The sequence below is a fragment of the Collimonas sp. GW821-FHT07E08 genome (assembly GCF_059418905.1).
Map to the genome: position 1 here is coordinate 35,772 of NZ_JBWKQR010000011.1, position 26,921 is coordinate 62,692.

General features: G+C 60.4%; 29 protein-coding genes. 12 read left to right on the forward strand and 17 right to left on the reverse strand.

Features of this window, described 5'->3' with window-relative positions:
- Positions 1–2 precede the first annotated feature (2 nt).
- Genes AC07RZ_RS15405 through cobA form a run of 4 tightly spaced genes read left to right on the forward strand, consistent with a single transcriptional unit; the run spans position 3 to position 3,865 of the window.
- Positions 3–746 (forward strand): phosphoadenylyl-sulfate reductase, encoded by a 744-nt coding sequence (locus AC07RZ_RS15405; protein WP_494668568.1) that lies wholly within the window; start codon positions 3–5, stop codon positions 744–746.
- 31 nt (positions 747–777) lie between these two features.
- Positions 778–1,713, forward strand: coding sequence for a sulfate adenylyltransferase subunit CysD (gene cysD / locus AC07RZ_RS15410; protein ID WP_092397468.1), 936 nt, complete (start codon positions 778–780; stop codon positions 1,711–1,713).
- A complete protein-coding gene (locus tag AC07RZ_RS15415; protein ID WP_144738910.1) occupies positions 1,713–3,059 on the forward strand; it encodes a GTP-binding protein in 1,347 nt (448 codons plus the stop codon). The genes cysD and AC07RZ_RS15415 overlap by 1 nt, the downstream gene beginning before the upstream one ends.
- 29 nt (positions 3,060–3,088) lie before the next feature.
- Entirely contained in the window at positions 3,089–3,865 is a 777-nt protein-coding gene (gene cobA, locus AC07RZ_RS15420) for a uroporphyrinogen-III C-methyltransferase (protein WP_494668569.1), read from the forward strand.
- Positions 3,866–3,877: 12 nt separating this feature from the next.
- Here cobA and AC07RZ_RS15425 read toward each other — a convergent pair whose 3' ends face one another.
- The 4 genes from AC07RZ_RS15425 to AC07RZ_RS15440 all read right to left on the reverse strand — a co-directional run bounded on the left by AC07RZ_RS15425 (position 3,878) and on the right by AC07RZ_RS15440 (position 5,698).
- A complete protein-coding gene (locus tag AC07RZ_RS15425; protein ID WP_494668570.1) occupies positions 3,878–4,051 on the reverse strand; it encodes a hypothetical protein in 174 nt (57 codons plus the stop codon).
- A 142-nt stretch (positions 4,052–4,193) separates the two neighbouring features.
- A complete protein-coding gene (locus AC07RZ_RS15430; RefSeq protein WP_494668571.1) occupies positions 4,194–4,397 on the reverse strand; it encodes a hypothetical protein in 204 nt (67 codons plus the stop codon).
- A gap of 262 nt (positions 4,398–4,659) precedes the next feature.
- The gene (locus AC07RZ_RS15435) at positions 4,660–5,055 is read right to left on the reverse strand and encodes a hypothetical protein (RefSeq protein ID WP_144738913.1); all 396 of its coding nucleotides are present in this window, start codon (positions 5,053–5,055) and stop codon (positions 4,660–4,662) included.
- A gap of 433 nt (positions 5,056–5,488) precedes the next feature.
- The gene (locus AC07RZ_RS15440) at positions 5,489–5,698 is read right to left on the reverse strand and encodes a DUF3563 family protein (RefSeq protein WP_494668572.1); all 210 of its coding nucleotides are present in this window, start codon (positions 5,696–5,698) and stop codon (positions 5,489–5,491) included.
- Between the two features lie 125 nt (positions 5,699–5,823).
- Between AC07RZ_RS15440 and AC07RZ_RS15445 the strand changes: the two genes are divergently transcribed.
- The gene (locus tag AC07RZ_RS15445) at positions 5,824–6,735 is read left to right on the forward strand and encodes a LysR substrate-binding domain-containing protein (protein WP_494668573.1); all 912 of its coding nucleotides are present in this window, start codon (positions 5,824–5,826) and stop codon (positions 6,733–6,735) included.
- On the opposite strand, the gene AC07RZ_RS15450 is transcribed toward AC07RZ_RS15445, so the two are convergent.
- From AC07RZ_RS15450 to lptF, 3 genes are read right to left on the reverse strand one after another with little or no spacing between them, the layout of a single operon-like run.
- Positions 6,716–7,117, reverse strand: coding sequence for a sirohydrochlorin chelatase (locus AC07RZ_RS15450; RefSeq protein WP_342828999.1), 402 nt, complete (start codon positions 7,115–7,117; stop codon positions 6,716–6,718). The genes AC07RZ_RS15445 and AC07RZ_RS15450 overlap by 20 nt on opposite strands.
- Positions 7,118–7,148: 31 nt before the next feature.
- Positions 7,149–8,282, reverse strand: coding sequence for an LPS export ABC transporter permease LptG (lptG, locus tag AC07RZ_RS15455; RefSeq protein WP_494668574.1), 1,134 nt, complete (start codon positions 8,280–8,282; stop codon positions 7,149–7,151).
- Positions 8,279–9,430: an LPS export ABC transporter permease LptF gene (gene lptF, locus AC07RZ_RS15460; protein ID WP_494668575.1), complete on the reverse strand. Its 1,152-nt coding sequence runs from the start codon at positions 9,428–9,430 to the stop codon at positions 8,279–8,281. The genes lptG and lptF overlap by 4 nt, the downstream gene beginning before the upstream one ends.
- 38 nt (positions 9,431–9,468) lie before the next feature.
- On the opposite strand from lptF, the gene AC07RZ_RS15465 reads away from it, so the two are divergent.
- Entirely contained in the window at positions 9,469–10,977 is a 1,509-nt protein-coding gene (locus AC07RZ_RS15465) for a leucyl aminopeptidase (protein ID WP_494668576.1), read from the forward strand.
- A 74-nt stretch (positions 10,978–11,051) separates the two neighbouring features.
- Here the strand turns inward: AC07RZ_RS15465 and xth are convergent, their stop codons facing one another.
- The gene (gene xth / locus AC07RZ_RS15470) at positions 11,052–11,819 is read right to left on the reverse strand and encodes an exodeoxyribonuclease III (protein WP_342829002.1); all 768 of its coding nucleotides are present in this window, start codon (positions 11,817–11,819) and stop codon (positions 11,052–11,054) included.
- A 147-nt stretch (positions 11,820–11,966) separates the two neighbouring features.
- Between xth and ampC the strand changes: the two genes are divergently transcribed.
- The 6 genes from ampC to AC07RZ_RS15500 all read left to right on the forward strand — a co-directional run bounded on the left by ampC (position 11,967) and on the right by AC07RZ_RS15500 (position 18,143).
- Positions 11,967–13,157 carry a class C beta-lactamase gene (gene ampC, locus AC07RZ_RS15475; protein WP_494668577.1) on the forward strand — a complete coding sequence of 397 codons (1,191 nt, stop codon included), beginning with the start codon at positions 11,967–11,969 and terminating at the stop codon, positions 13,155–13,157.
- Between the two features lie 156 nt (positions 13,158–13,313).
- Positions 13,314–14,471, forward strand: coding sequence for an NHL repeat-containing protein (locus AC07RZ_RS15480; RefSeq protein ID WP_494668578.1), 1,158 nt, complete (start codon positions 13,314–13,316; stop codon positions 14,469–14,471).
- A 173-nt stretch (positions 14,472–14,644) separates the two neighbouring features.
- Positions 14,645–15,097, forward strand: coding sequence for a MarR family winged helix-turn-helix transcriptional regulator (locus AC07RZ_RS15485; protein ID WP_494668579.1), 453 nt, complete (start codon positions 14,645–14,647; stop codon positions 15,095–15,097).
- Complete coding sequence (locus AC07RZ_RS15490; protein WP_494668580.1) at positions 15,094–16,401, forward strand: MFS transporter; 1,308 nt, start codon at positions 15,094–15,096, stop codon at positions 16,399–16,401. Before AC07RZ_RS15485 ends, AC07RZ_RS15490 begins: the two co-directional genes overlap by 4 nt.
- A gap of 288 nt (positions 16,402–16,689) precedes the next feature.
- A complete protein-coding gene (gene cysC / locus AC07RZ_RS15495) occupies positions 16,690–17,340 on the forward strand; it encodes an adenylyl-sulfate kinase (RefSeq protein WP_494668581.1) in 651 nt (216 codons plus the stop codon).
- Positions 17,337–18,143, forward strand: a complete 807-nt coding sequence (locus tag AC07RZ_RS15500; RefSeq protein ID WP_494668582.1) for a hypothetical protein — start codon at positions 17,337–17,339, stop codon at positions 18,141–18,143. Before cysC ends, AC07RZ_RS15500 begins: the two co-directional genes overlap by 4 nt.
- Before the next feature lie 32 nt (positions 18,144–18,175).
- On the opposite strand, the gene AC07RZ_RS15505 is transcribed toward AC07RZ_RS15500, so the two are convergent.
- The 9 genes from AC07RZ_RS15505 to prpB form a co-directional block, all read right to left on the reverse strand.
- The gene (locus AC07RZ_RS15505) at positions 18,176–18,823 is read right to left on the reverse strand and encodes an esterase/lipase family protein (RefSeq protein WP_494668583.1); all 648 of its coding nucleotides are present in this window, start codon (positions 18,821–18,823) and stop codon (positions 18,176–18,178) included.
- A gap of 8 nt (positions 18,824–18,831) precedes the next feature.
- The gene (locus tag AC07RZ_RS15510; protein WP_494668584.1) at positions 18,832–19,089 is read right to left on the reverse strand and encodes a hypothetical protein; all 258 of its coding nucleotides are present in this window, start codon (positions 19,087–19,089) and stop codon (positions 18,832–18,834) included.
- Between the two features lie 43 nt (positions 19,090–19,132).
- Complete coding sequence (locus AC07RZ_RS15515) at positions 19,133–20,026, reverse strand: RluA family pseudouridine synthase (RefSeq protein WP_494668585.1); 894 nt, start codon at positions 20,024–20,026, stop codon at positions 19,133–19,135.
- Positions 20,026–20,517, reverse strand: a complete 492-nt coding sequence (locus tag AC07RZ_RS15520) for an arsinothricin resistance N-acetyltransferase ArsN1 family B (RefSeq protein ID WP_494668586.1) — start codon at positions 20,515–20,517, stop codon at positions 20,026–20,028. Before AC07RZ_RS15520 ends, AC07RZ_RS15515 begins: the two co-directional genes overlap by 1 nt.
- 84 nt (positions 20,518–20,601) lie before the next feature.
- Positions 20,602–22,494, reverse strand: coding sequence for a propionate--CoA ligase (locus AC07RZ_RS15525; RefSeq protein WP_494668587.1), 1,893 nt, complete (start codon positions 22,492–22,494; stop codon positions 20,602–20,604).
- 138 nt (positions 22,495–22,632) lie between these two features.
- The gene (locus tag AC07RZ_RS15530; protein ID WP_494668588.1) at positions 22,633–24,084 is read right to left on the reverse strand and encodes a bifunctional 2-methylcitrate dehydratase/aconitate hydratase; all 1,452 of its coding nucleotides are present in this window, start codon (positions 24,082–24,084) and stop codon (positions 22,633–22,635) included.
- Positions 24,085–24,188: 104 nt separating this feature from the next.
- On the reverse strand, positions 24,189–24,590 hold the full coding sequence (locus AC07RZ_RS15535) for a hypothetical protein (protein ID WP_494668589.1): 402 nt from the start codon (positions 24,588–24,590) through the stop codon (positions 24,189–24,191).
- A 115-nt stretch (positions 24,591–24,705) separates the two neighbouring features.
- Positions 24,706–25,869, reverse strand: a complete 1,164-nt coding sequence (prpC, locus tag AC07RZ_RS15540) for a bifunctional 2-methylcitrate synthase/citrate synthase (RefSeq protein WP_494668590.1) — start codon at positions 25,867–25,869, stop codon at positions 24,706–24,708.
- A gap of 53 nt (positions 25,870–25,922) precedes the next feature.
- Positions 25,923–26,813 (reverse strand): methylisocitrate lyase, encoded by an 891-nt coding sequence (prpB, locus tag AC07RZ_RS15545; RefSeq protein WP_092397400.1) that lies wholly within the window; start codon positions 26,811–26,813, stop codon positions 25,923–25,925.
- Positions 26,814–26,921: the final 108 nt, after the last annotated feature.

Here is a 26,921-nt window from a genome sequence, read left to right on the forward strand (position 1 = left end):
CCATGAACAGCCCGACCTCATCACTGCCGGAACTGGTCGCCGCCACCAAGGCGACGCTGGAAAAAATCGCCGCCGAATATACGCCGGCGGTGTTCGCTTCCAGCCTGGCGGCCGAAGACATGGTGCTGACCGACCTGATCCTGCGCAACCGGCTGCAGGGCAAGATCGCCATCTTCACCCTGGAAACCGGGCGCCTGCATGCCGAAACGCTGGGCATGCTGGATCGCATCAAGGAAACCTACGGCTACGACGTCACGCCATACCGGCCGCAGCCTGAAGCCGTGGCTGCCTATGTCGAACAGAACGGCTTGAACGCGTTTTACGACAGCATAGAGATGCGCAAGGAATGCTGCCGGATCCGCAAGATCGAACCGCTGAAGCGCGCCCTGGCTGGCAACAAGGCATGGATCACCGGCCAGCGCCGGGCGCAATCGCAGACGCGCGCCGAACTGCATGTGCAGGAACAGGACGAAGCGCACGGCATGGCCAAATTCAATCCGCTGGCCGACTGGTCGGAGGACGATGTCTGGCAATACATCCGCGGCAATAATGTGCCGTACAACCCGCTGCACGACAAAGGTTATCCGTCGATCGGCTGCGAACCCTGCACCCGCGCCATCCAGCCGGGCGAAGACGTGCGCGCCGGCCGCTGGTGGTGGGAAAATCCCGAATCGAAGGAATGCGGCTTGCATGTGGTCGACGGCAAACTGATCCGCATCAAGTCCGTCTCTCAGCCAAACGCCTGAATCATCGCATCTTCAAATGACAAGAACCGACATGAACACAGTTGTTGAAAAATTTTTCCTGGACAAGGCCGCCAACCGCCATCTGGACTGGCTGGAATCGGAAGCGATCCACATCATGCGCGAAGTGGCGGCCGAGTGCAGCAATCCGGCATTGCTGTTTTCGGGCGGCAAGGATTCTGTGGTGCTGCTGCGGATTGCCGAGAAAGCGTTCCGTCCGGGCAAATTCCCTTTCCCGCTGGTGCATATCGATACCGGGCACAATTTTGAAGAAGTCATCACCTTCCGCGACAAGCGTGTCGCGGAGCTGGGCGAACGCCTGATCGTCGGTTCAGTCGAGGATTCGATCAAGCGCGGCACGGTGCGCCTGCGCAATCCGCTGACCGATTCGCGCAATGCCGCGCAAGCCGTGACCCTGCTGGAAACCATTGCCGAACACAAGTTCGACGCCTGCATCGGCGGCGCCCGCCGCGATGAAGAAAAAGCGCGCGCCAAGGAACGCATTTTTTCGTTCCGCGACGAGTTCGGCCAATGGAACCCGAAGGCGCAGCGCCCTGAGCTCTGGGATCTCTACAACACCCGTGTCCATCCAGGCGAAAACATGCGGGTGTTCCCGATTTCCAACTGGACCGAGCTGGATGTCTGGCAATACATCGCGCGCGAAAAACTTGAACTGCCGCCGATCTATTTCGCCCACCAGCGCCAGGTGATCCCGCGCAACGGCCTGCTGGTGCCGCTGACCGACCTGACGCCGGCCAGGGAAGGCGAAACCGCGGAACTGCGCGAAGTGCGCTTCCGCACCGTCGGCGACATTTCCTGCACCTGCCCGGTCGCCTCCGATGCGGCTACCGTGGAAGCCATCATCGCTGAAACCGCGGTGACGCAAATCACGGAACGCGGCGCTACCCGGATGGATGACCAGACTTCGGAAGCCTCGATGGAAAAACGCAAAAAAGAAGGATATTTCTGATGAACGCCGTTGTAAACACCGTTGCCAATACCGTCACCGCCGACAACGCGCCGCTAGAACGCGGCCTGCTGCGTTTCATCACCGCCGGTTCGGTAGATGACGGCAAGAGCACGCTGATCGGCCGCCTGCTGTTCGACAGCAAGGGCATTTTCGCCGACCAGCTCGACGCCATCTCGCGCGCCAAGCACAAACGCACGGTGGGCGACACCATCGACCTGTCGCTGCTGACCGACGGCCTGGAAGCCGAGCGCGAGCAAGGCATCACGATCGACGTCGCCTACCGCTATTTCGCCACGCCGAAGCGTAAATTCATCATCGCCGATACCCCGGGCCACGAGCAATACACACGCAACATGGTGACCGGCGCTTCAACCGCGGATGCGGTCATCATCCTGATCGACGTTTCCAAGGTGAAGCTGGGCGACGACGGCAGCGTCGAACTGCTGACCCAGACCAAACGCCATTCGACCATTGCCCACCTGCTGCAGATCGAGCACGTGATCGTCGCCGTCAACAAGATGGACCTGGTGAATTACGACCAGGTCGTGTACGACCGCATCGTTGCCGCCTACCAGGAATTTGCCGCACAGCTGGGCCTGCGCGACGTACGTCCTATCCCGCTGTCGGCGCTGGCCGGCGACAACGTGGTGGTAGCCGGCGACAACATGCCGTGGAACCAGGGCCCGACCCTGATCGAGCTGCTGGAATCGCTCAGCGTCTACGACGAATCGCATGACGAGCCGTTCCGCTTCCCGGTGCAGCTGGTGGCGCGCCACAACGGCCACGAAGCCAACGACTTCCGCGGCTACATGGGCCGCATCGAAGCCGGCAAGGTCCACAAGGGCGACAAGCTGGTGGTGCAGCCGAGCGGCCAGAGCGCTACGGTGAAAGACATCCTGGTGCTGGAAGGTTCGCTGCCGTCGGCCGTGGTCGGCCAGTCGGTCACTTTGCTGCTGGACGAATACCTGGACATCTCGCGCGGCGACATGCTGACTTCGGTCGAACGCGCGCCAGCCTTGCTGAAAACCGTCAGCGCCGACCTCTGCTGGCTGTCGGAAGACGCACTCGACCTGCGCCGCAAGTACTGGATGAAACACAGCACCAAACAGGTCGCGGCGCGCATCTCCAAGGTCGATACGCTGCTCGATATCAACACCCAGGAACGGCGCCCGGCCGAATCGCTCAAGCTGAACGATATCGCCCGCGTCTCGCTCAACCTGCAGCAAGCCATCGCTGCCGATTCCTACGATGCGATCCGCGCGACCGGCGCTTTCATCCTGATTGACGAAGTCACCCACCAGACCGTGGCCGCCGGCATGATTCGTCTGCAACCCGGACTCGACTGACTGGCAGCAATAGATTGGACAGGCAAGCCATGCAAGCTACTCACTCCTCCCGCCAACCTGCCTACGGCAAGGTTTACCTGATCGGCGCCGGCCCCGGCGCGGCCGACCTGATTACCGTGCGCGGCGCCAGGCTGCTGGCGCAGGCCGATGTCGTCTTGCATGACGCGCTGGTTACCGAAGAGATGCTTGCATTGTGCCCGCAAGCGTTGAAGATCCCGGTCGGGAAACGCTGCGGCAAGCTGTCCACCGCGCAGCAGTTCATCAACAAGCAGATGATCGACAATGCGCGTAAATACGCAGTGGTAGTCCGCCTGAAGGGTGGCGACCCGATGCTGTTCGGCCGCGCCGATGAAGAACTGCGGGCGCTGGAACAGCATGGCATCGCAGTCGAAGTGGTGCCAGGCATCAGCGCTGCGCTGGCGGCCGCGGCAACTTCCCAACAGCCATTGACAAAGCGCGGCGTGGCGCGCAGCGTTGCTTTCTTCACCTCGAGCACGGCTCCGGGCGAATCGGATGAAGTCAATATTCCTTCTTGCGACACGCTGGTGCAGTACATGGGCGGGCGTGAAGCGGCGGCCACTGCACAGCGCCTGCTGGCGCAAGGCCGTGCTGCCTCAACCCCGGTTGTCGTAGTGGAAAACTGCAGCCGCGACAACCAGCGCATCCAGCGCTTGCGGCTGGACCAGCTGGAGTCAGGCTTGCAGTTGTGCGAAGGCCCGGTGCTGGTAATGATAGGCGAGGCTTTGGCTAGCCGCGCCCGGCAAACGCTGGAAACCGGCCGGCAAGACCGGCAGGATGCGGCCTGACGCCGTCAGCGCTCACCGCAGCGGTTTGCCGTGCGCCGGCGAGGCCAGCGCTTTTTGCAGGACCTGGCCGGACTGATCGGCACGGTCTTCAGGCGACAAAACATTGATCCAGCTGACCAGGCCGGCGGCTATTACGGTCAATACCAGAAATACTGCAACTCTCTTGTTCAAAAATTCCCATTTCATTTCTTGCTCCTTCTTGCTCCTTAGCGACGGCCAAGGCCCTGCACTGCTGCAACGCCGGGAAACTGCCGCATTCAAATAACCAGCCGTCCCGCCGCCAACAGCGGCAGGAGCCGGCTTTCAGGCATCGGATTGCAACCGGCGCTCAGCGCCCGTTGAGATTGCGCGTCGCCAGTACGCCGTAGACGCCGACCTGGCGCTCGCCATGGCCGGCTTCACGCTTGGCGGCATTTTTTACGTTGCCGGAAAGCGCCGATGCCTGGCTTGGCGTCCAGCCGAAAGTCCAGCTGCTGCCGCTGTTATTGCGATTGTTCGGGCCCATGCCCAGCAGGGTTTTGATAGCCATCATTTCACCTTTTCATGTGCTGCTTCCGATTCGGAAACAAGGTCGACATGTAAAGCGTGGCGAGGTGCCGGCAATGGCACGGACGACTGCGAAAAAGACATTCCGCCAGTCGATTGCAAGCTGTCCAGCCTGGCCAATCGACACCGGAAAGGTGGGATAGCTAGACGGGGACAGGCAAACTCACGCCTGCTTTACTATTTTCTGGTGCTAATTTTTTAGTCCGGTAGCTCGGACAACTGGAACAGTCCATTTCACTAACTCCTGGTTATGCCGGCTGCGCCGCGGCAGCGTGCCGGGCGCGAGATGCGGTCCGGTCCTGGACAGGACGTGCCGAACGCTGGGGAATGCTCTCCCAGCGTACGCTGCGCACGCTGATTTCCTGCGCCAGGCGGGTGACCAATTGCACCAGTCCGCCGCGTTCCCGCACCGAACACATCACTTCGACCGTGATGCTGGTCAGATGCGCCTGTATTGCAGGTTCGCTGCCCTGGTAAGTCACGTCATACGCCGACAGCAGCCGCCGCATCAGCTCTTCGAGCTTGGCCACTTCCGAACTGCGGCAAGTGGTCACGATACGGTATGGCAAAGCTGTCTCGCCGCTGTCGCCGGACGCAGCAAAACGGCGCTTGTTGAAAAATGCATGCAGTTTATCGAATGGCATGGCGATCTCCTTCCCACTTCCGTCAGCCGCGCTGCCAGGCGCATTGCCGCGGCCGGCGTCAAGCCTGTGCGCCTGAAGCAAGCACATGGCCAAACACAGCCGTACGCAATCCGCCGGATGGCGGCACGAAAAACGGTCTTGCAAAAAAACGGATGGGAGTATCGCTGCGGCATAGCTTGCCGCGATACTACAGCTCGCATATAGCACAAGCTGTAGCGGAGGGAGGTCTGCTAAGGGTTATGCGCTATGTGCCGGGCTGAGGGCCCATCCACGTCTACTACTAGAACAACTGTCCAAGATATGGACCTCCATGTGATGCAATGCGGGGATTATATTTCCGGCTAGCTATTCTGTCAAGTAAAAACCCTTTACTTTCGCCACAAAATATGTATCGCCGAACCATCACACCGATGACGGCCGGCGTTCGACAGAATTAATAGGAACTGATTTTCAGCACCCGCAAAGTATGCAGGACCGATCCGTGCCGGCAATCCAGCACCCGCAAGCGCCGCTCCAGGTCCTGGTGATCCCGGGACGCAGCAAGATAAGCCTGTTCCGAATCTGCTGCGCCGCCGCCCGACGCCACCAGCTTTTGTACCAGGTGCTGCAATTTACCATTAGAAAATATATTAGAAAACGCCATATCGAACTCCCAGCGGCGAGCCTAAAAATCGGAGGCTCCGTAACCGATTGCCATGGCTGTAGAATAGGTCCGCCCAGGTTTTTCTTAAAGCCGTATTAACTATCCCCAATATAAGTTTTTTTAACATGAAAACACGACTGCCCCCGCTCAAGCCGCTGCGCGTATTTGAAGCCGTTGTACGGACCGGCAGCCTGACGCTGGCGGCCGCCGAGCTGCACCTGACGCACAGCGCGGTGAGCCAGCAGATCAAGCTGCTGGAACAGCATTTCGACCAGACCCTGTTTGTCAGGGGCCAGCGCGGCGTCGAGCCGACGGCGGCGGCGCGGATATTTTTTGCCGACGTCAAAGCCGGCCTCGACCGCATCGCGCTGGCGGGCGAACAGCTGCTCAATACCGGCAAGGTGCGCATCATCCGCGTCAGCTGCACGCCATCCATGGCGATGCGCTGGCTGATTCCGCGGCTGTCCTCGTTCCAGATAAAAAACCCGCGTGTCGAAATCCGCGTCACCACCTCGACCGTCGCCGTCGACGCCATCAAGGAACCGTTCGATGTGCTGATACGGCGCAGTCCCATGCATCGCGCTGAGTACGAGTGCATACGCTTCCTGGACGACGTGCTGACGCCGGTAGCGTCGCCGCGTTACCTGCAGCAGCACCGCTTCAAGGCGCCGGCCGACCTGCTGCAGGCATCGCTGCTGCACCTGTCGAGCCGCTCGGAAAGCTGGACGCGCTGGTTCAGCGCAGTCGGCGTGGCGGTCAAGGGCCAGCTTCCCGGCCAGATCTATGAACATTTCTTTTTAAGTTTGCAGGCAGCGCTGACCGATCTTGGGGTAGCGCTGGGATCGCTGGCCCTGATCGAGGACGATCTCGCACATGGCAGCCTGTTGCCGCTGTTCCCTGACCTGCTGCTGCGCGACAAAGGATTCCACTTGCTGTTCCGCCCCGGCGGCCAGGACCCGGTGCTGGCGAATTTTATCGGCTGGCTGCAAACGAAGGGACAGCAGACCTGCGCCAGCATTACCCAGGCGGCAGAGTAGAAAGGCAGTAACGGACGATGGCGTCCTGTACGTCGGATTGTTCGCCTACCGCCTGCGCCACCGTGATGGCCAGTTGCGGATGCTGCTGGCGGGCCTGTGCGATCAATGCCGGCAAGTCGCGCCGCACATGGCCGCCCTGCCCCAGGAATACCGGCACCACGCTGGCTTCGCTGACGCCGGCGGCAACCAGCTGCTGCAGCAGCTGCGGCAGGTCGGGCTGCATCAATTCAAGGAAAGCCAGCTTGACCAGCAGCTGCGGCCGCTGGCGCTGGATCAGCTGCCGCAGGGACTCGAACGGCGCGGCCCAGCTCGGATCGCGGGCGCCGTGGGCGAACAGGATAAGCGCCTGGCGAGGTGTGGAATGAGAGGCAGACTGAGACATGGTTTCCCCTATCTTCGCGCAAGGCGCGGCGTCAGTTTCGCTCGATCTTCCACAAGGCGCCGATGGCGATCAGCAGGAAGATGGTGCTGGGCAAGGCCGCGGTGAAAAAGGGCGGCCATGTGTTGAGTAAACCGAGATGCGAAAACAGCGTATTGACCAGCTGGAAACTGACGCCGATCATGATGCCGGTAAAGATCTTCAGGCTGACGCCGCCGGTGCGGAAATGCAGGTAGGCGAACGGCAGGGCCAGCGCCATCATCACGAATACCGACAAGGGGTACACCAGCTTTTTCCAGAACGCGATGTCGTAGCGCTCGGTGTGCTGGTTGTTCTCCGCCAGATGCTGGGAATAAGACCACAGGTTGTAGGCCGACATATGGTCCGGGTCGGCAAACAGGACCGACAGGATTTCCGGCGTGATTTCCGACACCAGGTCCTTGCTCGGGAATTTCTTGGTAGCGATCGAACTGGTGATGTCTTCGGTCGAGGTGCCGTTGACAAAATCGGTCTGCACCACGTCCTCCATGTTCCAGGTGTGCTGGCCCTTGTAGTCGGCGTGGCCGGCCAGGATCAGGGCCGTCATGTGCAGGTTGCGGTCGAATTCGTAAAGCTTGACGCCGATCAGCCGGCCGTCCGGGCGGATTTCGCCGATATTGATAAAGCGCGAACCGATGATGTCGCCGCTGGTGCCGCCGGACCGTATCACGTCCTTGCTCCACAAGCCGGTCTTGAATTTCTGCGAGATCGACGAGCCCTTGGCTTCCAGCTTCACCTTCTCGGCAAACTCGGCGCTCTTGGGCGACACGAATTCCCCGATCAATACCGTGGCGACCACAAACAGCAAGCCGATCTTGACCAGGATCCTGGCGGTCATCATGGTCGACATGCTGGAGACGCGCATGATGGTGAATTCGGAACGCGCAGCGAATTGCGACAAGGTATAGATGGTGCCGATCAGGGCCGCAATCGGCATCAGCTCGTAGGCGTAGCCCGGCAAGCCGAGCAGGACGAAAAAGAAGGCATGCTGCAATTTATAGCCGCCGCGGCCGACCGACGGCAGCTCATTCATCAAGTCGAAGAAGGCAAACAGCGCCAGGAACGCCGCCAGCGTGAACAGGACGGACCGGACTATCTCGGAAGTGAAATAACGCTGCAGGACTTTCATGTTGCCGCCGTTTTCTTGATCGTTTTTTTGTTTTTAAGCAGGCGTGCGTGCTTGACAGCGGACCACATGACCAGAGGATGGCAGCGGCTATTGACGTTGAGCCGCCACAGGAACAGCAAAGCGATGATGGCCAGCACCACCAGGTGCATCGGCCACCAGCCGACGCCGAACGACATTCGTCCCTGCACTACCGCGGCCTGGAAGATATTGGTCACGTTGCTGTAGGTAATGAACAGCAGCAGCGCGATCAGCAGGCTGGCCGAACGTCCGACCCGCGGATTGACAAAACTCAGCGGTATCGCCAGCAGCATCAGGCACAGCGCCATCAGCGGCAGCGACAGGCGCCACAGCAGCTCGCCCATGTTGAAGCCGTTGCGGTCTTTCAGCAGGTCGGCGGTGGGCAAGGCGCGCGCCGACTTGTCGCCGTTGACCGCTTGCGAATTGCTGGCCACCAGCACGCCGTAACGCTCGAATTCCATGACCCGGAACTCGTTCTGGCCGGAGAGGACGTCATAGCGCCGCCCTTTCGACAGGATCAGGAACTTGTCGCCGTTCTTGTCCAGCTCGACATTGCCTTCCTTGGCCACCACGATGCTGTTCTTGCCGTCCTGCTGGGTATTGACGAAGACATTCTTGACCTTGCTGGCGTCGCCGGTCAGCCCTTCGACGAAGTAGATGCGGTTGGCCGACGCCGATTCCTGGAACTTGCCGGGCGAAACCCGGGAAATGTCTTCACGCTTCTCAAAGCGTTCGCGGTATTGCGCGCTCTCGCTGTTGGCCCACGGCGTCGCCACAAAACTGAGGAAAGTGGTCAGGACGATGATCGGCAGGCCGAACCACAGCACCGGCTGGATCCAGCGCACCAGGCTCTGGCCGGAAGCGAACCAGACCACCATTTCCGAATCCTGGTAGCTGCGCGTGACCACCAGCAGCACCGAGATATAGCCGGTCAGGATCAGCAGGATCGGCATGTAGTTCAGGGACTGGAAACCGATCAGCGCGACCACGTCCTGGGACGCAATCTGTCCTCCGGCTGCTTGTCCCAGAATCTTGATCAGCATCACCGTGATGATAATTGTGAAGAGCGTAGTGAAAACTGCACCGGCGGTGCTAATTAATTCGCGTCGTAGTGCGCGCTGAAAGATCATTGGGGAATATAATTGCGGATCAAAAAAAGGAGTAAGTGATGGACTTTAGCATAAAAACCATTGACGCAAAAACCTCAATTGCCTCTCTGAAAGCCGGCTGTATCGCAGTCGGGATCTATGAAAACAAGAAACTCTCGCCACAAGCGCAAGCTCTTGACAAATCTGGTGAAATCACTGCTGCACTAAAGTCCGGAGATATTTCCGGTAAACCAGGCTCCACCCTGCTGCTGCGCAAAGTCGCCGGCGTCGCCGCCGAACGCGTGCTGCTGATCGGCCTTGGCGCGGACGGCGAGCTGAACGACAAGGTGACGTCGATGGCGGCCCTGTGCGTGGCGCGCGTCCTGGCGACGCTGGGCGGCGCCGACGCCCTGCTGGCGCTGCCGTTTGACGCCGTCAAGGAGCGCGACCTGGCATGGGCCATCCGCAGCAGTATCCTGGTGCTGCGCGATAACAGCTATCGCTCGGACACCCTGAAAAGTAAAAAAGAGACAACATCCGGCATCAAGAAGGTCGCCTTCCTGGTCGCCGCCGCCAAAGCCGCTGTCGCCAAGGAAGCCCTGGCGCAAGGCGTGGCGCTGGCCAACGGCATCGACCTGACCAAGGAACTGGGCAACCTGCCTGGCAATGTCTGCACCCCGACTTACCTCGCCAACACAGCCAAGAAACTGGCCAAGGAATTCAAGCTGTCGGTCGAAGTACTCGACCGCAAGCAGCTGGAAGCCCTGAAAATGGGCAGTTTCCTGTCGGTTGCACGCGGCGGCGGCGAAGCGCCGAAGTTCATCATCCTCAAGCACCTGGGCGGCAAGGCCAAGGATGCGCCGACCGTGCTGGTAGGCAAGGGCATCACCTTTGACACCGGCGGCATCTCGCTCAAGGGCGGCGCCGGCATGGATGAGATGAAATACGACATGTGCGGTGCCGGTTCAGTGCTGGGCACTATCCGCGCCATCGCCGAGCTGAAGCTGAAGCTGAACGTGATCGGCGTCATTCCGGCGACTGAGAACATGCCGTCCGGCACCGCCACCAAACCGGGCGACATCGTCACTTCGATGTCGGGCCAGACCATCGAGATCCTCAACACCGACGCCGAAGGCCGCCTGGTGCTGTGCGATGCGCTGACCTACGTAGAGCGCTTCAAGCCGGCAGCCGTGGTCGATATCGCGACGCTGACCGGCGCTTGCGTCACTTCGCTCGGCCACCACAATTCCGGCCTGTTCACGCGTCACGACAGCGCGCATGACGCCCTGGCGGAAGAGTTGCTGAGCGCCGGCAAGGCGACCGGCGACACCGCATGGCGCATGCCGATCGAAGACAGCTACCAGGAACAGCTGAAGTCGAATTTCGCCGACATGGCGAATATCGGCGGCCCGGCCGGCGGCAGCATCACTGCAGCCTGTTTCCTGGAGCGCTACACCAAGAAATACACCTGGGCCCACCTGGACATCGCCGGCACGGCATGGAAAAGCGGCGCAGCCAAGGGCGCAACCGGACGCCCGGTAGCCCTGCTGACCACGTTCCTGATGAATCGCGCCGCCGCAGCCAAGTAATCGGTAACTGGCATGGCAAACGGGGTGCCGGCAGCAATGCCGGCACCCCGTTTTTATTCCCGCGCCCGAATTACTTAACCCAGCGTCGCGATCACCGGCGCATGGTCCGACGGCTGTTCCCATTTGCGCGGCGCCCGGTCGATGACGCAGGCCGTGCACTGCGCGGCCAACGGCGGCGACAGCAGGATATGGTCGATGCGCATGCCGCGGTTCAGGCGGAATCCCATCTGCCGGTAATCCCACCAGCTGAACAGTTTCTCCGGCTGTTCGAACATGCGGAAAGCATCGGTCAGCTCCAGCCCCAGCAAGCGGACGAAAGCGGCGCGCTCGGGCGGCGACACCAGGTTTTGCCCGACCCAGGCGGCAGGATCGTGGACATCGCGGTCTTCCGGGGCGATATTGTAGTCGCCCATCAAGGCCAGCTTCGGATGCTGCCTGCATTCGTCCTGCAGCCAGTCGTGCAAGGCATCCAGCCACTGCAGCTTGTATTGGTATTTTTCCGATTCGAGCGACTGGCCGTTAGGGATATAGGCGCAGACAATCCGCATGCCGTCTATGGTGGCGGCGATGATGCGCTGCTGCAGGTCTTCATAGCGCGGATTGTTCTTGACCACATCGGTGATCGGATGGCGCGACAGGATGGCCACGCCGTTATAGGTCTTCTGGCCGCTGAACGCCACATGGTAGCCGGCCGCCTCAATTTCCGCCGCGGGAAATTTGTCGTCGGTCAGCTTGGTTTCCTGCAGGGCCAATACGTCGACCGGGTTATCGGCCAGCCATTGCAGCACTTGCGGCAGGCGGACTTTCAGAGAGTTGACGTTCCAGGTCGCAATTTTTTGCATTATTTCCAGATCCTTGTTTGATTAACGACGATGTTACCGCAAGCCGGCAATGATGTAGAGCCATAAGATTTTCTTTAGCCTTGCCGAAATTATTCTCGCTTGTGGATAATCCGCCAACAGGGGATATTTCCGTCTTCACAAGACTTCATGCGATATCCGCAAAAAACCATGAGCATATTGAAACTACTGTCCTTTTCAGCCTGTATTCTCGCCGCCGGCAACTGTGCCGCCGCCAACCTCGACCAGTCCGGCATCAAGGCCACCGTAGACAGCGCTATCCAGCCGCTGATGCAAAGCTACGGCATCCCGGGCATGGCGGTCGCCGTCACCATCGATGGCCAGGATTATTTCTATAACTATGGCGTAGCGTCGAAGGAAACCCGGCAACCCGTTACCAGCAAGACGCTCTTTGAAATCGGCTCTCTGAGCAAGACATTCACGGCGACGCTGGCTTCTTACGCCCAGGTCGAAGGCAAGCTGTCGTTAAGCGACAGCGCCAGCAAATACCTGCCGTCCCTGCGCGGCAGCAGCTTTGACAATGTCAGCCTGCTGAACCTGGGAACGCACACCGCCGGCGGCCTGCCACTGCAAGTCCCGGACAATATCGGCAATACAGAGCAGCTCATGGATTATTTCAAGCATTGGCAGCCGGCCCATGCCGCCGGCACATACAGGAAATATTCAAATCCGAGCATCGGGTTGCTCGGCATGATTGCCGCCAAGAGCATGGATATGTCTTTTGAGGACGCGGTTGAAAAGAAGCTCTTCCCCGAATTGGGAATGACGCACAGCTATATCAATGTGCCAGCCGGCCAGATGCAGGATTACGCGCAAGGCTACACCGCAAAAGATGTCCCGGCCAGGGTGAATCCAGGCGTACTGGCGTCTGAAGCCTACGGAGTGAAATCCGGTTCGGCCGACTTGATCCGCTTCATCGGCGCCAACATGCAGGCAATCAAGCTGGAAGCGAAATTGCAGCGCGCGATCACCGGCACGCATACGGGATATTTCGGCTCGGGAGAATTTACGCAGGACCTGATCTGGGAACAATACCCCTATCCGTTAGAACTGAAGCAGCTGTTGGCGGGCAACGCCACCACCTCCCTCTACGACGAATTGCCAGCTGCGAAGCTAAGCCCTCCGCTGCCTCCGCAAGCAGATGTGCTGATCAACAAAACCGGCTCCACCAATGGCTTTTCAGGCTACGTGGCTTTTGTGCCGGCCAAAAAGATCGGCATCGTGATCCTGGCGAACAAATCCTATCCCATCGACCAACGGGTCACTGCGGCATACCGGATATTGACCCGGCTAGATAGCGAGGCCGCATCGAAAAATTGATTGTCAGCCGCAAAGGAATCGAACCGGCTGGCGCTGGCGGCGCGGCGGCGCAATTCCGGCCGCGCCAACTTTGCTCCCAAGAAAGCCCTGGAATCCGGTAATATTCTCGTATCGATTTGTCATCAGGCATATCCGAGTCAATCTACCAGAGACCACATGCGAATTGCCAAACTACCTGCCAGGCTTTCCCTCTGCTTGCTGGCCCTGGTCCTCGCAGCCTGCTGCCGGACCAGCCAGACCACTTGCGACGCAACCACGTCGAGTACCGAAGCCGGCAGCACCGACGGCAGCGGCAGCAAGGTCCGTTTCAACCAGCCTGGCGCCATCGCCGTCGATGCCGGCGGCAACCTGTTCGTAGCCGATACGGCCAACAACACCGTCCGCAAGATCACCGCCGCCGGCGATGCGAGCACGCTGGCCGGCAGCGCCGGCAATAGCGGCAGCAGCGACGGCAACGGCAGCCTGGCGCGCTTCAACCAGCCGGGCGGCATCGCTGTCGATGCAGCCGGCAACCTGTACCTGGCCGACACCCAGAACCATACGATCCGCATGGTCACCAGCGCCGGCTTGGTGACCACCATCGCCGGCAGCGCCGGCCAGGCCGGGCGGGATGACGGCACGGCGGGCAACGCACGCTTCAACCAGCCATGGGGCGTGACGCGCGATGCCGCCGGCAATCTCTACGTGACCGATACCGGCAACGCCACGGTACGCAAGATCACTGCGGCGGGCGTGGTGACGACGCTGGCGGGCAGCGCCGGCAGCCAGGGAAGCTCGGACGGCGCCGGCACCCGTGCCCAATTCAACCTGCCGCGCGGCATCGCTCTCGACAGTGCGAGCAACCCCGCAGCCAACCTCGCAGTTAATATTTATATCGCCGATACCGGCAACAACACGATCCGCAAGATTGACCAGAACGGCGGCGTCAGCACCCTGGCCGGAACCGCAGGCAGCTCGGGCAGCGATGACGGCAGCGGGCAGCGCGCCCGTTTCAGCCAGCCGTACGGTCTTGCCATAGACAGCGCCGGCAACATCCGCGTCAGCGACAACGGCAACCAGCTGATCCGCACCGTGTCCCTGACCGGCGTGGTCAGCACCCTGGCCGGCGCGGCGGGAACCGCGGGCGACGCCAACGGCAGCGGCAACAAGGCCAGCTTCAACCAGCCCAAGGGCATCGCTGCCGATGCCGCCAACAACATCTATGTCGCCGACAGCGGCAACAACCTGATCCGCAAAGTGACGGCCGATGGCCAGGTCAGCACCTTGTTCAGCAGCGGCGGTTCTTCATCCTGCCTGTGCCTTTTCAAGTTCTAGCGCACAGTCCAGCGCCTGCCTTGCCTGAATAACAAACCCCGCGGGCGGCTTCTGCCGCCCCTGCTCCTCTCCGCGTGCAAATCGCAACAAACGCGATAAGGCTGTTGACATTGCCTGGGCTCCATCTGTAGTATGCATATACATGGATGCATATGCATCAAAAAGGATTGCCCATGATGAAAAACGAATGCAGCTGCACGACGCTGCGCCAGCTGACGCGCAAGATGACCAATATCTACGACCACTACCTTGCCGCCGACGAACTCACCATCAGCCAGTATTCATTGCTGGCGAGGATCGGCAAATACGGGCCGATCGGGGTGATCCCGCTGGCGCACAACATGGGCATGGACCGCAGCACCATGAGCCGCACGCTCAAGCCCCTGATCAGCGCCGGCTGGATCGAGACCGTCGACCTGCCGCTGGAGATGCTGACCGACAAGCGCTCTTTCGGCGTCCGCCTAAGCACGGAAGGCGGACGCAAGTGGCGGCAGTCCAAACCCAACTGGCGCAAGGCGCAAGATGTAATCAATACGATATTGGGCGACCAGACCCATCATGCGCTGATGAGCCTGGTCGATGATGCAAACGTGAAATTCGAACAAAACGAAAACGCCATTTTATGAACCAGACCATACAAGCCATCATGTCGCGCACACGTTTCAGCTACGTGTGGATCATCGTCGGCATCACTTTCCTCGTATTGCTGGCCGCCGCCGGCATCCGCGCCACGCCGTCGGTCATGATCCTGCCGCTGGAGCATGAGTTCGGCTGGAGCGTCACTACCATCTCTTTCGTCATTTCGGTCAACATCGCGCTGTACGGCCTGATCGGGCCGTTCTCGGCGGCCGCCATGCAGCGCTACGGCATCCGCCCTATCGTGCTGGGGGCGCTGGTGCTGCTGGCAGTCGGCACCTTCGTCAGCACCTTCATGACCATGCCCTGGCATATGGTGCTGGCCTGGGGCATCCTGGTGGGAGCCGGCAGCGGCGTCGCCGCCAATACGCTGGCGGCCACCATTGTCAGCCGCTGGTTCGAAACCCGGCGCGGACTGGCGATGGGCTTGCTGACCGCCAGCTCGGCCACCGGCCAGATGGTGTTCCTGCCCTTGATGGCGTACATGGTTGAACATTTCGGCTGGCGCTCGGTAGCCATCCTGGTGGCCAGCGTAGCGGCGCTGGCGATCCCGCTGGTGGCGGTGTTCCTGCCGGAGCGGCCGCAAGACATCGGCATGAAACGCTACGGCCAGTTCGAAGAGCTGCCGCCGGATGCGGCCAGCAAATCCAAGAATCCTTTGTCCATCGCTTTCGAAGCCCTGGGAAAAGCGGTGAAAATCCGCGATTTCTGGCTGCTGTTCTTCAGCTTCTTCATTTGCGGCATGAGCACCAACGGTTACATCGGTTCGCATTTCATCGCCATGTGCGGCGACTATGGCATTTCCGCCGTCGGCGGCGCCAGCATCCTCGCCACCATGGGCCTGCTCGACCTGTTCGGCACCACCATGTCAGGCTGGCTGTCGGACCGTTTCAATGCGCGCGTGCTGCTGTTCTGGTATTACGGCCTGCGCGGCGTTGCGCTGATTTTCCTGCCGCACGCGTTCGGCCTCAGTTATTTCGGGCTGCCGGTCTTCGCGCTGTTTTACGGCCTCGACTGGATCGCCACCGTGCCGCCGACGGTGCGCCTGGCCAACGACGTGTTCGGCCGGCTGGCCGCGCCTATCGTGTTCGGCTGGATCGTCGCCGGCCACCAGCTGGGCGCCGCCAGCGCCACCATGCTGGCCGGCTCGCTGCGCAACAGCCTGGGCAGCTACACCTTGTCGTCGGTATTGATGGGTGCGGCTTGCATCGTCGCCGCGGTGATGGTGTTGCGCATCAAGGGCCATCATGCCGGCGGCGACCTGATACCGGCCATGCCTGTAACGAATCGTTGAGAGCGCCCTGCTTCTTTCCTTCGCCAGGGAAAGAAGCAGGCTGGTTGCGCCAGGCACGCCACTGCTGCCAATACACCTGAACAAATTACGATATCGAGCGCTCTCCTGCCGCTTACAAACCGTTTTGTAACTTAGCCCTGCCGTTGCCGTTCAACCCCCACAAATAGTTACAATCCGAAACCAAACGTTACCTCACTGCAAGAATCTGCACACTAAAATCGGTATAAATCAAATATACAAAGACGTTTTGTGCAACGAGCCATAAATTCATGCGAGAAAGAGGGCCTTATGGGCAGTCGTCTCAACAACCTGACGGTCGTCGAACGCGAGGCCCCTCAGAGGATATTCCGGGCGGAAGATTTGCATCCGCAGCTCTTCGCGGTGACCCGGACCGACCGCGCAAAACTGAACGGCCATGCCGCCAAGGTCATATGGCTCACCGGCCTGTCCGGTTCAGGAAAATCGACGATCGCCAACGCCCTTGCGATGGCATTGCACGCAATGGGCAAGCACTCCTACATCCTCGACGGCGATAACGTCCGCGCGGGATTAAACAGGGACCTGGGATTTTCCGACGCCTGCCGCGCCGAAAACATGCGCCGCATATCCGAAGTCGCCAAACTGATGATGGATGCAGGACTGATCGTTATTACCGCGTTCATTTCGCCGTTTCACAAGGAACGGGAAATGGCCAGGGAGCTGATTGGCGACGCCGATTTTATCGAGGTATATATCAACACGCCGCTGGCTGTGTGCGAGCAAAGGGATCCAAAAGGCTTGTACCGGAAAACAAGGTCTGGGCAACTGAAGAACATGACCGGCATCGACAGTCCCTACGAAGCTCCAGAACATCCAACCGCAGTTATTGACTGCGGCCGCACCACGGTTGAGGCGGGAGTCGGCCTCCTCCTCAACCTGCTTGATCGATCGTCGAAATGATTCATCCGCATTCAATCGGGGAGGATGACAATCCTCCTGTCATTATCCATTACCACATCTTCAAGAATGCAGGCACCAGCCTGGATCTGGCGCTGCAGCAGCATTTCGGAAACCGATGGACGACCTACGAAGGCAGTCACGCGCACGATCTGAGAACGAGCGCAGACGTATACAAGTTCCTGAAAGCCAATCCAGCGATAAGAGCACTGTCCAGCCATCTGGCGCGGCCGCCGCTGCCGCACTGCAATGCGCTGCCGATCGTTTTCTTGAGGAATCCGCTGTTGCGGGCCCGCTCGGTGTACGAATTTACCCGCAAGGACCCGGGGCAGCCATTCAGGGAAGCAACGACAGGTACTTTTGCAGACTACCTTGACTGGGCTTTATCCGGGGCGCCGGGCGGCGTCGTGATTCGCAACTACCAGGTCATCCATTTGTCTTCAGCTTCCTTTGCCGGCCAAGGCATACTCGCTGCGCAGGCAAGCGAAGCGGACCTGCGGGAAGCACAGGCGCTGCTGCAAAGCTGGAAAGCGATAGGCATAGTCGAGAAATATGCACAATCGCTCGAGGTTATCGAGCACGCATATCGCCAGGTTTTCCCGCAGCTGGCGCTGCAACCGGAACACGTCAATCGCTCAGATACGTCAGGCCAGGAAGACAGCATCAGGGACGAAATCGGCGAACGCCTGTACCTGGAGTTCAACAGGCAAAACCAATTGGACAACCAGCTGTATCGATACGCCACGCAGAGACTTGCCGATTTGTGCGCTGCCTACGAGGTAGGTCAAGCGTATGAAGTTGCGTAGCCGGGAAAGGCGCAGCCTGCCGGTTCCTTGAATCAGCCGTGGCCTGGCCTGGCCTGCACAGCCCTCACGATGTCATCGGTCATTTGCCGCGAATTCATGATGACCGTGTGGATGGTGGGCAGCAGCTGCACCGGTATTTCCCCCAGCTGTACTTCCTTGACCGACAGGATGCCGTCGTTCGGCTCGTCGCCGAACGGCATCCAGCTGCCGCGCGGCCCCTTGGTGCCGGCATACACGCGCAACGGGATATCCGGAACCGGCAAGGTATCCATGAAATCCTGGCGCGCCAGCAACTGCCCCATCTCGCCGGTCAGCAGCCTGAACAGGCGCCACTGCGCCAGCTTGATGGCGTAGCTGGAAGCCTTGGTCGGCGGCGCCAGGAACACGCCCAGTTCCGGCTGCCGCGCCAGGTGCGGCAATGCGGCCCGCGTCAAGACACAGCCGAGCGAATGGCCGATGACGATGAAGCGCTGGTCGCCGGTGCGCGCCGCAATGAATTTGCGCAAGCGTTCGACGCAGGGCAGCCAGCGCTCAAAGGCGGCCGAATAGGCAAACAGATGGGTTGTCATGCCGGCCGCGCGCAGGCGTTTGGCGAGCAGCAGCATCGATACCGGCGTGCGCCCCATGCCATGCACCAGGATGGCATGTACGGCGGCGCTACCGGGCCGTTGGGCGTCCATGGCTGCGGCTAATCTTTCTTTTGCAGCTGCTTTTCAAAAGCGACATCCAGCTTGCTGATGCGCTTCGGTTTTTGCGGCCCGTAAGCGTTGACGAACTTGACGAAATCGTCCAGCTCCAGCGCTTCGCTCAAGCGGACCGGGGCTTCGAAGCCGGCGTTCTGCGTCAGGTAAAACAATTCCTCCGCGGTCCTCACCATCGAATAGCGTACATCGGTGCTGCGGGCATTGAGACGTTCGACCGCCGCCGTGGCTCGGGTTGATCTCATTGCGTTCTCCTGGTATCTGACATCTGTTCCAACATTCCTTCGTCTACAGTTCGCGCCGGCTGGTGAAATGGCGGCGCCGTCCGTCCAGCGGATCGGCGAAAGCGATTTCGCGCGCCAGCAGTTTCAAGGGCGCCGACAAGTCGTCGCCTTTGCATGGATGGGCATCGGGATAAAAGGCATCGTTGACGATCGGTATCCCCAATGCCGCCATATGCACGCGCAACTGATGTTTCTTGCCGGTCAGCGGCTGCAGCCGGTAAAGGCTGCAGCTCGCGCGCTGCTCGATCAGCTCGATGCGGGTTTCCGAATTGGGCTCGCCGTCCACTTCCTTCATCCGGAAAAAAGGTGTGCCGTCCACCATGCGGCTGCGGTAGACCAGAGGCAGCGCCAGGTCCGGCGCGGTCGGCGCCAGCGCCTCGTAGGTCTTCTCGACCAGCCGTTGCTGGAACAGCGACTGGTAGGCGCCGCGGCTGGCCATGTCGTGCGAAAAAATCACGACGCCGGCGGTTTCCCGGTCCAGCCTGTGGATCGGCGTCAGGTCGGCCAGCCCGGTCTTTTTTTTCAGGCGCACCAGCAAGGTCTCATGCAGGAAACGCCCGCTCGGGATCACCGGCAGGAAATGCGGCTTGTCGGCCACCAGTATCCGCTCATCCTGGTACAAGATAATTTCTTCAAACGGGATCGGCGTTTCGGCCGGCAATTCGCGATAATAAAAAATGCAGGCGCCGCGCCGGTAAGGGCTGTCCGGCGCCAGCCGCTCGCCGTCGCCGTCGACCACCTCGCCGCGCGCCATGCGCGCCACCCAGGCGGCGCTGCCGACAGCCGGGAAACGCTGTTCCAGGAAACTCAGCAAATCAGGCCATTCGCCCGCCGGCAGCCACAGATAGCTTGGCGCAACGCCATCGACCACCGGCAGCGGCTGGCGTTGCGACGCCATCACAGTACCCGTTGCCAATAACCGACGTCGATCCAGCGATCGAATTTCTTGCCGACCTGGGCAAAATGCGCCACCTTTTCGTAGCCCATTTTTTCATGCAAGGCGACGCTGGCGGCATTCGGCAAGGCGATGCCGCCGATCACCACATGCACCGGCAATTTCTGCAGCTCGGCGATCAAGGCCCTATACAGCGCGCTGCCGAGCCCCTTGCCGGCGGCGTCAGGCGACAGGTACACCGAAGTTTCCACGGCATGCTGGTATGCCGCGCGCGTACGCCATTTGGTGGCATAGGCGTAGCCGAGGATCTGTTCGTTTTCGACGCATACCAGCCACGGGAAGCTGGCGGTGATATCCAGGATGCGATGTTTTATCTGCTCGGGCGTCACCGGTTCGGTTTCAAAACTGATGAAGGTATCGCGGATGTAGGGATTGTAGATGTCGCAAATGGCGGCGGCATCGGCAATGCTGGCCGTGCGGATTGTGTGGGTCATGGCAAAAAACTCAGCTTATGCGGGCGAATGCATAATCATACCGCGCAATCGCCCGTGCCGAAGACATCGGCCAAATACGCCGCATCAGGCCAGCAAGGCTTCCCTGATCTGCTGCAGGGAAGCAGGATCTTCGATCGTGGTCAGGTCGCCTGGATCGCGTCCCTCGCAGATCGCCTGGATCGAACGGCGCAACAGCTTGCCGGAACGGGTTTTCGGCAGCAGCCCGACCACATGCACCCGCGCCGGCCGGCCGACGCTGCCGATCTGCCTGTCGACCACGCCCATGATCTCCGCTTCCAGCGCAGCCCGCGCCTGGGCCGTATCGACCGCCTGCCGCGGAATCACGAAGGCCACCGCCACCTGCCCTTTCAGCTTGTCTTCGACGCCGACCACGGCCACTTCCGATACATTCGGATGGCTGGAAATGCTTTCCTCGATTTCGCGGGTGCCCAGCCGGTGGCCGGCGACATTGATGACATCGTCGGTGCGTCCGAGGATGAAGTAATAGCCATCGTCGTCGCGGATGCCCCAGTCGAAGGTGGAATAGGCGCGGTTGCCCGAGCCGGGCACTTGCGTGGCCCAATAGGTATCGATGCAGCGCTGGTCGTCGCCATAGATGGTTTGCATGCAGCCCGGCGGCAACGGCCATTCGATCACCACCACGCCTTTTTCATTGGCGCCGCATAGCGCGCCGGTGGCTTCGTTCAACAGCTGTACCTTATAGCCGTACATCGGCACGCCAGGGCTGCCCAGCTTGCCCGGCCTGCTGTCGACATTCCTGGCGATGGTCATGATCGGCCAGCCGGATTCGGTTTGCCAATAGTTGTCGACCACGGGCACCCCGAGCGCCGACGCAATCCAGCTGGACGTGGTTTCGTCCAGCGGCTCTCCGGCCAGGTACAGCGCCTGCAAGGACGACAGATCGTATTTCTGCATCAGTTCCGGCGGCTGCTTTTTCAGCACCCGGATTGCGGTCGGCGCCGAAAACATGCGGGTCACCTTGTACTTTTCGACGATGCTCCACCAGACACCGCCGTCGGGACGGATCGGCAACCCCTCATACAGCACCGTCGCCATGCCCGCGATCAACGGGCCGTAAACGATGTAGGAATGGCCGACCACCCAGCCGATGTCGGAGGTGCAGAAAAATGTCCCGCCCGGCTTGCTGCAAAAGATGGCGTCCATGGAGGTCGCCAGGGCCACCGCGTAACCTCCCACGTCGCGCTGCACGCCCTTGGGCTTGCCGGTGGTTCCCGAGGTGTACAGGATATAGGAAGCTTGGTTCGATTCCAGCCAGGTCACCGGCACCTTGGCGTCGATATGCTGCTGCCGCTGCTCGGCATAATCGACATCCCGCCCTGCGGCCAGCGCCATCGGCGCCAGGCCGCGGTCGACCAGCAGCACGTGCGCCGGCCGGTGCCGGGCCAGCTTGATCGCCTCGTCCAGCAACCCCTTGTAAGGCAATATCTTGCCGGCGCGCGAACCGGCGTCGGCCGAGACGATCAGCCTGGGCGTGGCGTCGTCGATGCGGCTGGCCAGGCTGTTCGAGGCGAAGCCGCCGAACACCACCGAATGGATGGCGCCGATGCGGGCGCAGGCCAGCATGGCGAATGCCGCCTCGGCGATCATCGGCATGTAGATCAGGACCCGGTCGCCGCGTCCCACGCCCAGCCCTTGCATGATGGCGGCCATGCGGTTGACCTCTGCATGCAGTTCGCGGAAGGAATAGTTTTTTTCAGTGCCGGTCTCGGTGGAAATCGCGATCAGGGCGGGCTGGTCGCCGCGCGTCGCCACCCAGCGGTCGACCGCGTTGTGGCACAGGTTGGTGGCGCCGTCGACAAACCACCTGGCGAACGGCGGCCGGCTGTCGTCGAGCACTTGCGAGAACGGGTGGTGCCAGTCGATGCGCCTGGCTTGCTCGGCCCAGAAGGCGGACGGGTCGTCGATCGAGCGCTGGTAAAAGGTGGCGAAACTCATGCTGTCTCCTCGTTTCTTGAAAAGAATCGTAGGGCTGGAAGGCGAACGCCTTCCGCCTTGCATGCTTCTGCGGCATGTCTTGGCAAACCGATGCGGACAAATGCAACAGCGCCCCGTCAAAGCGGGGCGCTGCCTGGTTTAGATCACATACAGATCAACATATTCGTTGACTGCCATGTCTTCCAGTTTTTTCTGGTCCAGCGACACTTCCAGGATCTGCTGCTGCTGCTTGGCCGACAGCTGGCGCGCCAGGTTGACCTTGAACTTCGCTTCCAGCAGCGGAATGCCATCCTTGCGGCGGCGTGCGTGGCCGATCGGATATTCGACCACGATTTCCTTGAGTTTCTTGCCATCCTTGAATTCCACGGTCAGCGCATTGGCGATGGAACGCTTTTTCGGATCGTGGTAATCCTTGGTGAATGCCTTGTCTTCGACGCAGACGATCTTGTCGCGCAAGACGTCGATACGCTTGTCGGCGGCGATCTTGTCTTCATAGTCGCCGGCTGTCAGGCGGCCGAAAATCAGCGGCACCGCAACCATGTACTGGATGCAATGGTCGCGGTCGGCCGGGTTGTTCAGCGGCCCCTTCTTGTCGATGATGCGGATGCAGGCTTCATGGGTGCGGATGGTGATCTTCTTGATGTCTTCCACCGACTTGCCGGCCTTGGCCAGTTCGGCGTGCAAGGTCATGGCCGCTTCCACCGCGGTCTGCGAATGGAATTCGGCCGGGAACGAAATCTTGAACAGCACGTTTTCCATCACGTACGATTCATACTTGCGCTGGAACTTGAATGGCTGGCCTTTGAACAGCACGTCGTAGAAGCCCCAGGTCTTGGCGGTCAGCACCGACGGGTAGCCCATTTCGCCGCTCTTGGCGATCAAGGCCAGGCGCACCGCGCGCGAGGTGGCGTCGCCGGCTGCCCAGGATTTGCGCGAACCGGTGTTCGGCGCATGGCGATAGGTGCGCAGCGACTGGCCGTCGACCCATGCCAGCGATACCGCATTGAGGATTTCTTCGCGCGTCAGGCCCATCATTTCGGCCACTACCGCGGTCGATGCGACCTTGACCAGCACCACGTGGTCGAGGCCGACCTTGTTGAAAGAATTCTCGAGGGCGATGCAACCCTGGATTTCGTGCGCCTTGATCATCGCGGTCAGCACGTCCTTCATCTTCAGCGGTTTCTTGCCGGCGGCGATGGCGTTGCGCGAGAGCCAGTCGGCGGTAGCCAGGATGCCGCCCAGGTTGTCGGACGGATGGCCCCATTCCGCTGCCAGCCAGGTGTCGTTGAAATCCAGCCAGCGGATCATGGCGCCGATGTTGAAGGCGGCCTGGATCGGATCGAGCTGGAACTGGGTGCCCGGCACCTTGGCGCCGTTAGGCACCACGGTGCCAGGCACGATCGGTCCCATCAGCTTTTTGCAAGCCGGATACTCCAACGCTTCCAGGCCGCAGCCCAGGGTATCGATCAGGCAGTTGCGGGCGGTATCGTAGGCTACTTTGGATGTGATCTTGTATTTGGTCACGTAGTCGACGATATCGACCAGCACTTTGTCGTATTTTGGGCGGACGTTGGAGATGTGAGCGGACATTGTTTTCCTTGATGATGAAAAATTAAAACGAACAATTACAACCAAAAAAATTAAAGCAGAAATACATCGCCGCCACCCCCGCAACACCGTCCAGGTTCAGGACATCAGCGCAGCTTGCACTCGTTGGCCAGTTGCTGTCCCAGCTTGGAATTGAGCAGCATCGACTTGGCCGGGATCTGGATCCACACCAGGCCGCTGGCCTTGTCTTCCAGGCGCACCGCGCCGGTGGTGGTGCTGACCGTGGCCATCGGGTAGCTGCGGCCTTTCCAGGTCAGCTTGACGTCGCTGCCGGCGCCGGCCAGGTCGACCCGGTTGCCCAATTCGCAATAGAAATTACCGGTCAGCAGGCTTGCCGACGGCGTCGGCTCCAGCTTCAGGAGGTTCGGCAAGGTCGGATCCGGCTTGGTGTCGGCCAGCGGCACGCTGGAGCCGCAGGCAGCCAGCAAGGCGGTAAGTGTCAAAGCGGAAGCGATACGGTAAGTATTCAATGCGTTAAAAGCGATCATATGGTCCCGGCCCTAAGGCGTTAATTGAGTAAGCAGCGGAAGCTTCCATCGCTTACGCGATGGAAACATCTATTGGCTCGCTCCTGCGCCGGTATTGCCATTTTGCATACAGGCGCTATTTGCGTTTGCCAATCGGGACAAATTTTAAATCTTCTGGGCCCACATAATTCGCCGATGGACGAATAATCTTGTTGTCTATCCTTTGCTCGATAATGTGCGCCGCCCAGCCGGAGGTGCGGGCAATCACGAACAACGGCGTGAACATGGCGGTCGGCACGCCCATCATGTGGTATGAAACGGCCGAAAACCAGTCCAGGTTGGGGAACATTTTCTTGATATCCCACATCACCGTTTCCAGCCGTTCGGCAATATCGAACATTTTCAGGGAGCCGGCATCCTTGGACAGGCTGCGCGCCACTTCCTTGATCACCTTGTTGCGCGGATCGGAGATGGTGTACACCGGATGGCCGAAGCCGATCACCACTTCCTTGTTTTCGACGCGCTTCTTGATGTCGGCTTCTGCCTCGTCCGGGTTGTCGTAGCGCTTCTGGATCTCGAATGCGACTTCGTTGGCGCCGCCGTGCTTGGGGCCGCGCAAGGCGCCGATGGCGCCGGTGATGGCCGAATACATGTCGGAGCCGGTGCCGGCAATCACGCGGCCGGTAAATGTCGACGCATTGAACTCATGTTCGGCGTAGAGGATCAGCGAAGTGTGCATCGCCTGCTCCCACAGCGCGGACGGTTTTTCACCGTGCAGCAGGTGCAGGAAATGGCCGCCTATCGATTCGTCGTCGGTTTCGGTTTCGATGCGCTTGCCGTTGTGGCTGTAGTGGTACCAGTACAGCAGGACCGAGCCGAGCGAGGCCATCAGGCGGTCGGCGATATCGCGCGCGCCAGGCGTATTGTGATCGTCTTTTTCGGGCAGGATGCAGCCCATGGCGGAGACGCCGGTGCGCATCACGTCCATCGGATGCGAGGATGCCGGCAGCCACTCAAGCGCCGCCTTGACGTTGGCTGGCAGCCCGCGCAGGGCTTTGAGCTTGGTTTTATAGGCTTTCAGTTCAGCGCTGGTGGGCAGTTTTCCATGCACCAGCAAATGCGCGATCTCTTCAAATTCGCAGCTGTCGGCGATATCCAGGATATCGTAGCCGCGGTAGTGCAGGTCGTTGCCGGTCTTGCCGACGGTGCACAGCGCGGTATTGCCGGCGGTGACGCCGGACAGGGCTACCGATTTCTTGGGCTTGAAGGTTGCCGCTGCTGCAGGCTGTTGCTCACTCATGTGTCGTGCTCCTATGCGATTTGTTTGACCAGGATTCAAATACGGGACGCCGGTTATTTCGCCTTCTGCTGCGCAAACAAGGCATCCAGCTTTTGCTCGAATTCGTGATAGTTGATGCGCTCGTACAGTTCGGCGCGGGTCTGCATGGTGTCGATCACGTTTTTCTGGGTGCCGTCGCGGCGCAGCGCGGTGTAGACGTTTTCGGCGGCCTTGTTCATTGCGCGGAAAGCCGACAAGGGATACAGCACCAGGCCGACATCGGCGGATTTCAGTTCATCGACCGTGAACAGCGGAGTCGCGCCGAATTCCGTGATGTTGGCCAGCACCGGCACCTTGACCGCTGCCGCGAATGTCTTGTACATGTCGAGCTGGGTGATCGCTTCCGGGAAGATCATGTCGGCGCCGGCTTCCACGCAAGCCACCGCGCGTTCCATCGCGGCTTCCAGGCCCTCCACCGCCAGTGCGTCGGTGCGCGCCATGATGACGAAGTTGTCGTCGGTGCGGGCGTCGACGGCAGCCTTGATGCGGTCCACCATTTCCTGCTTGCTGACGATTTCCTTGTTGGGCCGGTGGCCGCAGCGCTTGGCGCCGACCTGGTCTTCGATATGCATGGCGGCGGCGCCGAACTTGATCATGGCCTTGACCGTGCGCGCCACATTGAAGGCGGAGGAGCCGAAACCGGTATCGACATCCACCAGCAGCGGCAGGTCGCAGACATCGGTGATGCGCCGCACATCGGTCAGGACGTCGTCCAGGTTGGAGATGCCGAGGTCCGGCAAGCCCAGCGAACCGGCTGCAACGCCGCCGCCAGACAGGTAGATCGCCTTGAAACCGGCGCGCTTGGCCAGCAAAGCGTGGTTAGCGTTGATCGCGCCGACCACCTGCAACGGCGATTCGTCACGAACGGCCTGCCTGAATGCAGCGCCTGCGGAATATTGCGTCATATCGTCACCTTGTCTCGAACAGGTTTCATGGGGAAACCGATACAGCAATATTGCAATCGCCATGCCATGGCCGTCATGGACTGCAACAATTCCCCGTCCGCTTCCCAG

Coding starts and splice junctions, on each gene's coding strand:
- AC07RZ_RS15515 (WP_494668585.1), bottom strand. CDS start 20,026: ATGGCGTCGCAACGCCAGCCGCTGCCGGTGGTCGATGGCGTTGCGCCA.
- AC07RZ_RS15480 (WP_494668578.1), top strand. CDS start 13,314: ATGCGAATTGCCAAACTACCTGCCAGGCTTTCCCTCTGCTTGCTGGCC.
- xth (WP_342829002.1), bottom strand. CDS start 11,819: ATGCAAAAAATTGCGACCTGGAACGTCAACTCTCTGAAAGTCCGCCTG.
- AC07RZ_RS15430 (WP_494668571.1), bottom strand. CDS start 4,397: ATGATGGCTATCAAAACCCTGCTGGGCATGGGCCCGAACAATCGCAAT.
- AC07RZ_RS15405 (WP_494668568.1), top strand. CDS start 3: ATGAACAGCCCGACCTCATCACTGCCGGAACTGGTCGCCGCCACCAAG.
- AC07RZ_RS15425 (WP_494668570.1), bottom strand. CDS start 4,051: ATGAAATGGGAATTTTTGAACAAGAGAGTTGCAGTATTTCTGGTATTG.
- lptG (WP_494668574.1), bottom strand. CDS start 8,282: ATGAAAGTCCTGCAGCGTTATTTCACTTCCGAGATAGTCCGGTCCGTC.
- AC07RZ_RS15505 (WP_494668583.1), bottom strand. CDS start 18,823: ATGGACGCCCAACGGCCCGGTAGCGCCGCCGTACATGCCATCCTGGTG.
- AC07RZ_RS15520 (WP_494668586.1), bottom strand. CDS start 20,517: ATGACCCACACAATCCGCACGGCCAGCATTGCCGATGCCGCCGCCATT.
- AC07RZ_RS15510 (WP_494668584.1), bottom strand. CDS start 19,089: ATGAGATCAACCCGAGCCACGGCGGCGGTCGAACGTCTCAATGCCCGC.
- AC07RZ_RS15435 (WP_144738913.1), bottom strand. CDS start 5,055: ATGCCATTCGATAAACTGCATGCATTTTTCAACAAGCGCCGTTTTGCT.
- cobA (WP_494668569.1), top strand. CDS start 3,089: ATGCAAGCTACTCACTCCTCCCGCCAACCTGCCTACGGCAAGGTTTAC.
- ampC (WP_494668577.1), top strand. CDS start 11,967: ATGCGATATCCGCAAAAAACCATGAGCATATTGAAACTACTGTCCTTT.
- AC07RZ_RS15490 (WP_494668580.1), top strand. CDS start 15,094: ATGAACCAGACCATACAAGCCATCATGTCGCGCACACGTTTCAGCTAC.
- lptF (WP_494668575.1), bottom strand. CDS start 9,430: ATGATCTTTCAGCGCGCACTACGACGCGAATTAATTAGCACCGCCGGT.
- AC07RZ_RS15525 (WP_494668587.1), bottom strand. CDS start 22,494: ATGAGTTTCGCCACCTTTTACCAGCGCTCGATCGACGACCCGTCCGCC.
- AC07RZ_RS15535 (WP_494668589.1), bottom strand. CDS start 24,590: ATGATCGCTTTTAACGCATTGAATACTTACCGTATCGCTTCCGCTTTG.
- AC07RZ_RS15450 (WP_342828999.1), bottom strand. CDS start 7,117: ATGTCTCAGTCTGCCTCTCATTCCACACCTCGCCAGGCGCTTATCCTG.
- AC07RZ_RS15445 (WP_494668573.1), top strand. CDS start 5,824: ATGAAAACACGACTGCCCCCGCTCAAGCCGCTGCGCGTATTTGAAGCC.
- cysC (WP_494668581.1), top strand. CDS start 16,690: ATGGGCAGTCGTCTCAACAACCTGACGGTCGTCGAACGCGAGGCCCCT.
- prpB (WP_092397400.1), bottom strand. CDS start 26,813: ATGACGCAATATTCCGCAGGCGCTGCATTCAGGCAGGCCGTTCGTGAC.
- AC07RZ_RS15500 (WP_494668582.1), top strand. CDS start 17,337: ATGATTCATCCGCATTCAATCGGGGAGGATGACAATCCTCCTGTCATT.
- AC07RZ_RS15415 (WP_144738910.1), top strand. CDS start 1,713: ATGAACGCCGTTGTAAACACCGTTGCCAATACCGTCACCGCCGACAAC.
- AC07RZ_RS15530 (WP_494668588.1), bottom strand. CDS start 24,084: ATGTCCGCTCACATCTCCAACGTCCGCCCAAAATACGACAAAGTGCTG.
- AC07RZ_RS15485 (WP_494668579.1), top strand. CDS start 14,645: ATGATGAAAAACGAATGCAGCTGCACGACGCTGCGCCAGCTGACGCGC.
- prpC (WP_494668590.1), bottom strand. CDS start 25,869: ATGAGTGAGCAACAGCCTGCAGCAGCGGCAACCTTCAAGCCCAAGAAA.
- cysD (WP_092397468.1), top strand. CDS start 778: ATGAACACAGTTGTTGAAAAATTTTTCCTGGACAAGGCCGCCAACCGC.
- AC07RZ_RS15440 (WP_494668572.1), bottom strand. CDS start 5,698: ATGGCGTTTTCTAATATATTTTCTAATGGTAAATTGCAGCACCTGGTA.
- AC07RZ_RS15465 (WP_494668576.1), top strand. CDS start 9,469: ATGGACTTTAGCATAAAAACCATTGACGCAAAAACCTCAATTGCCTCT.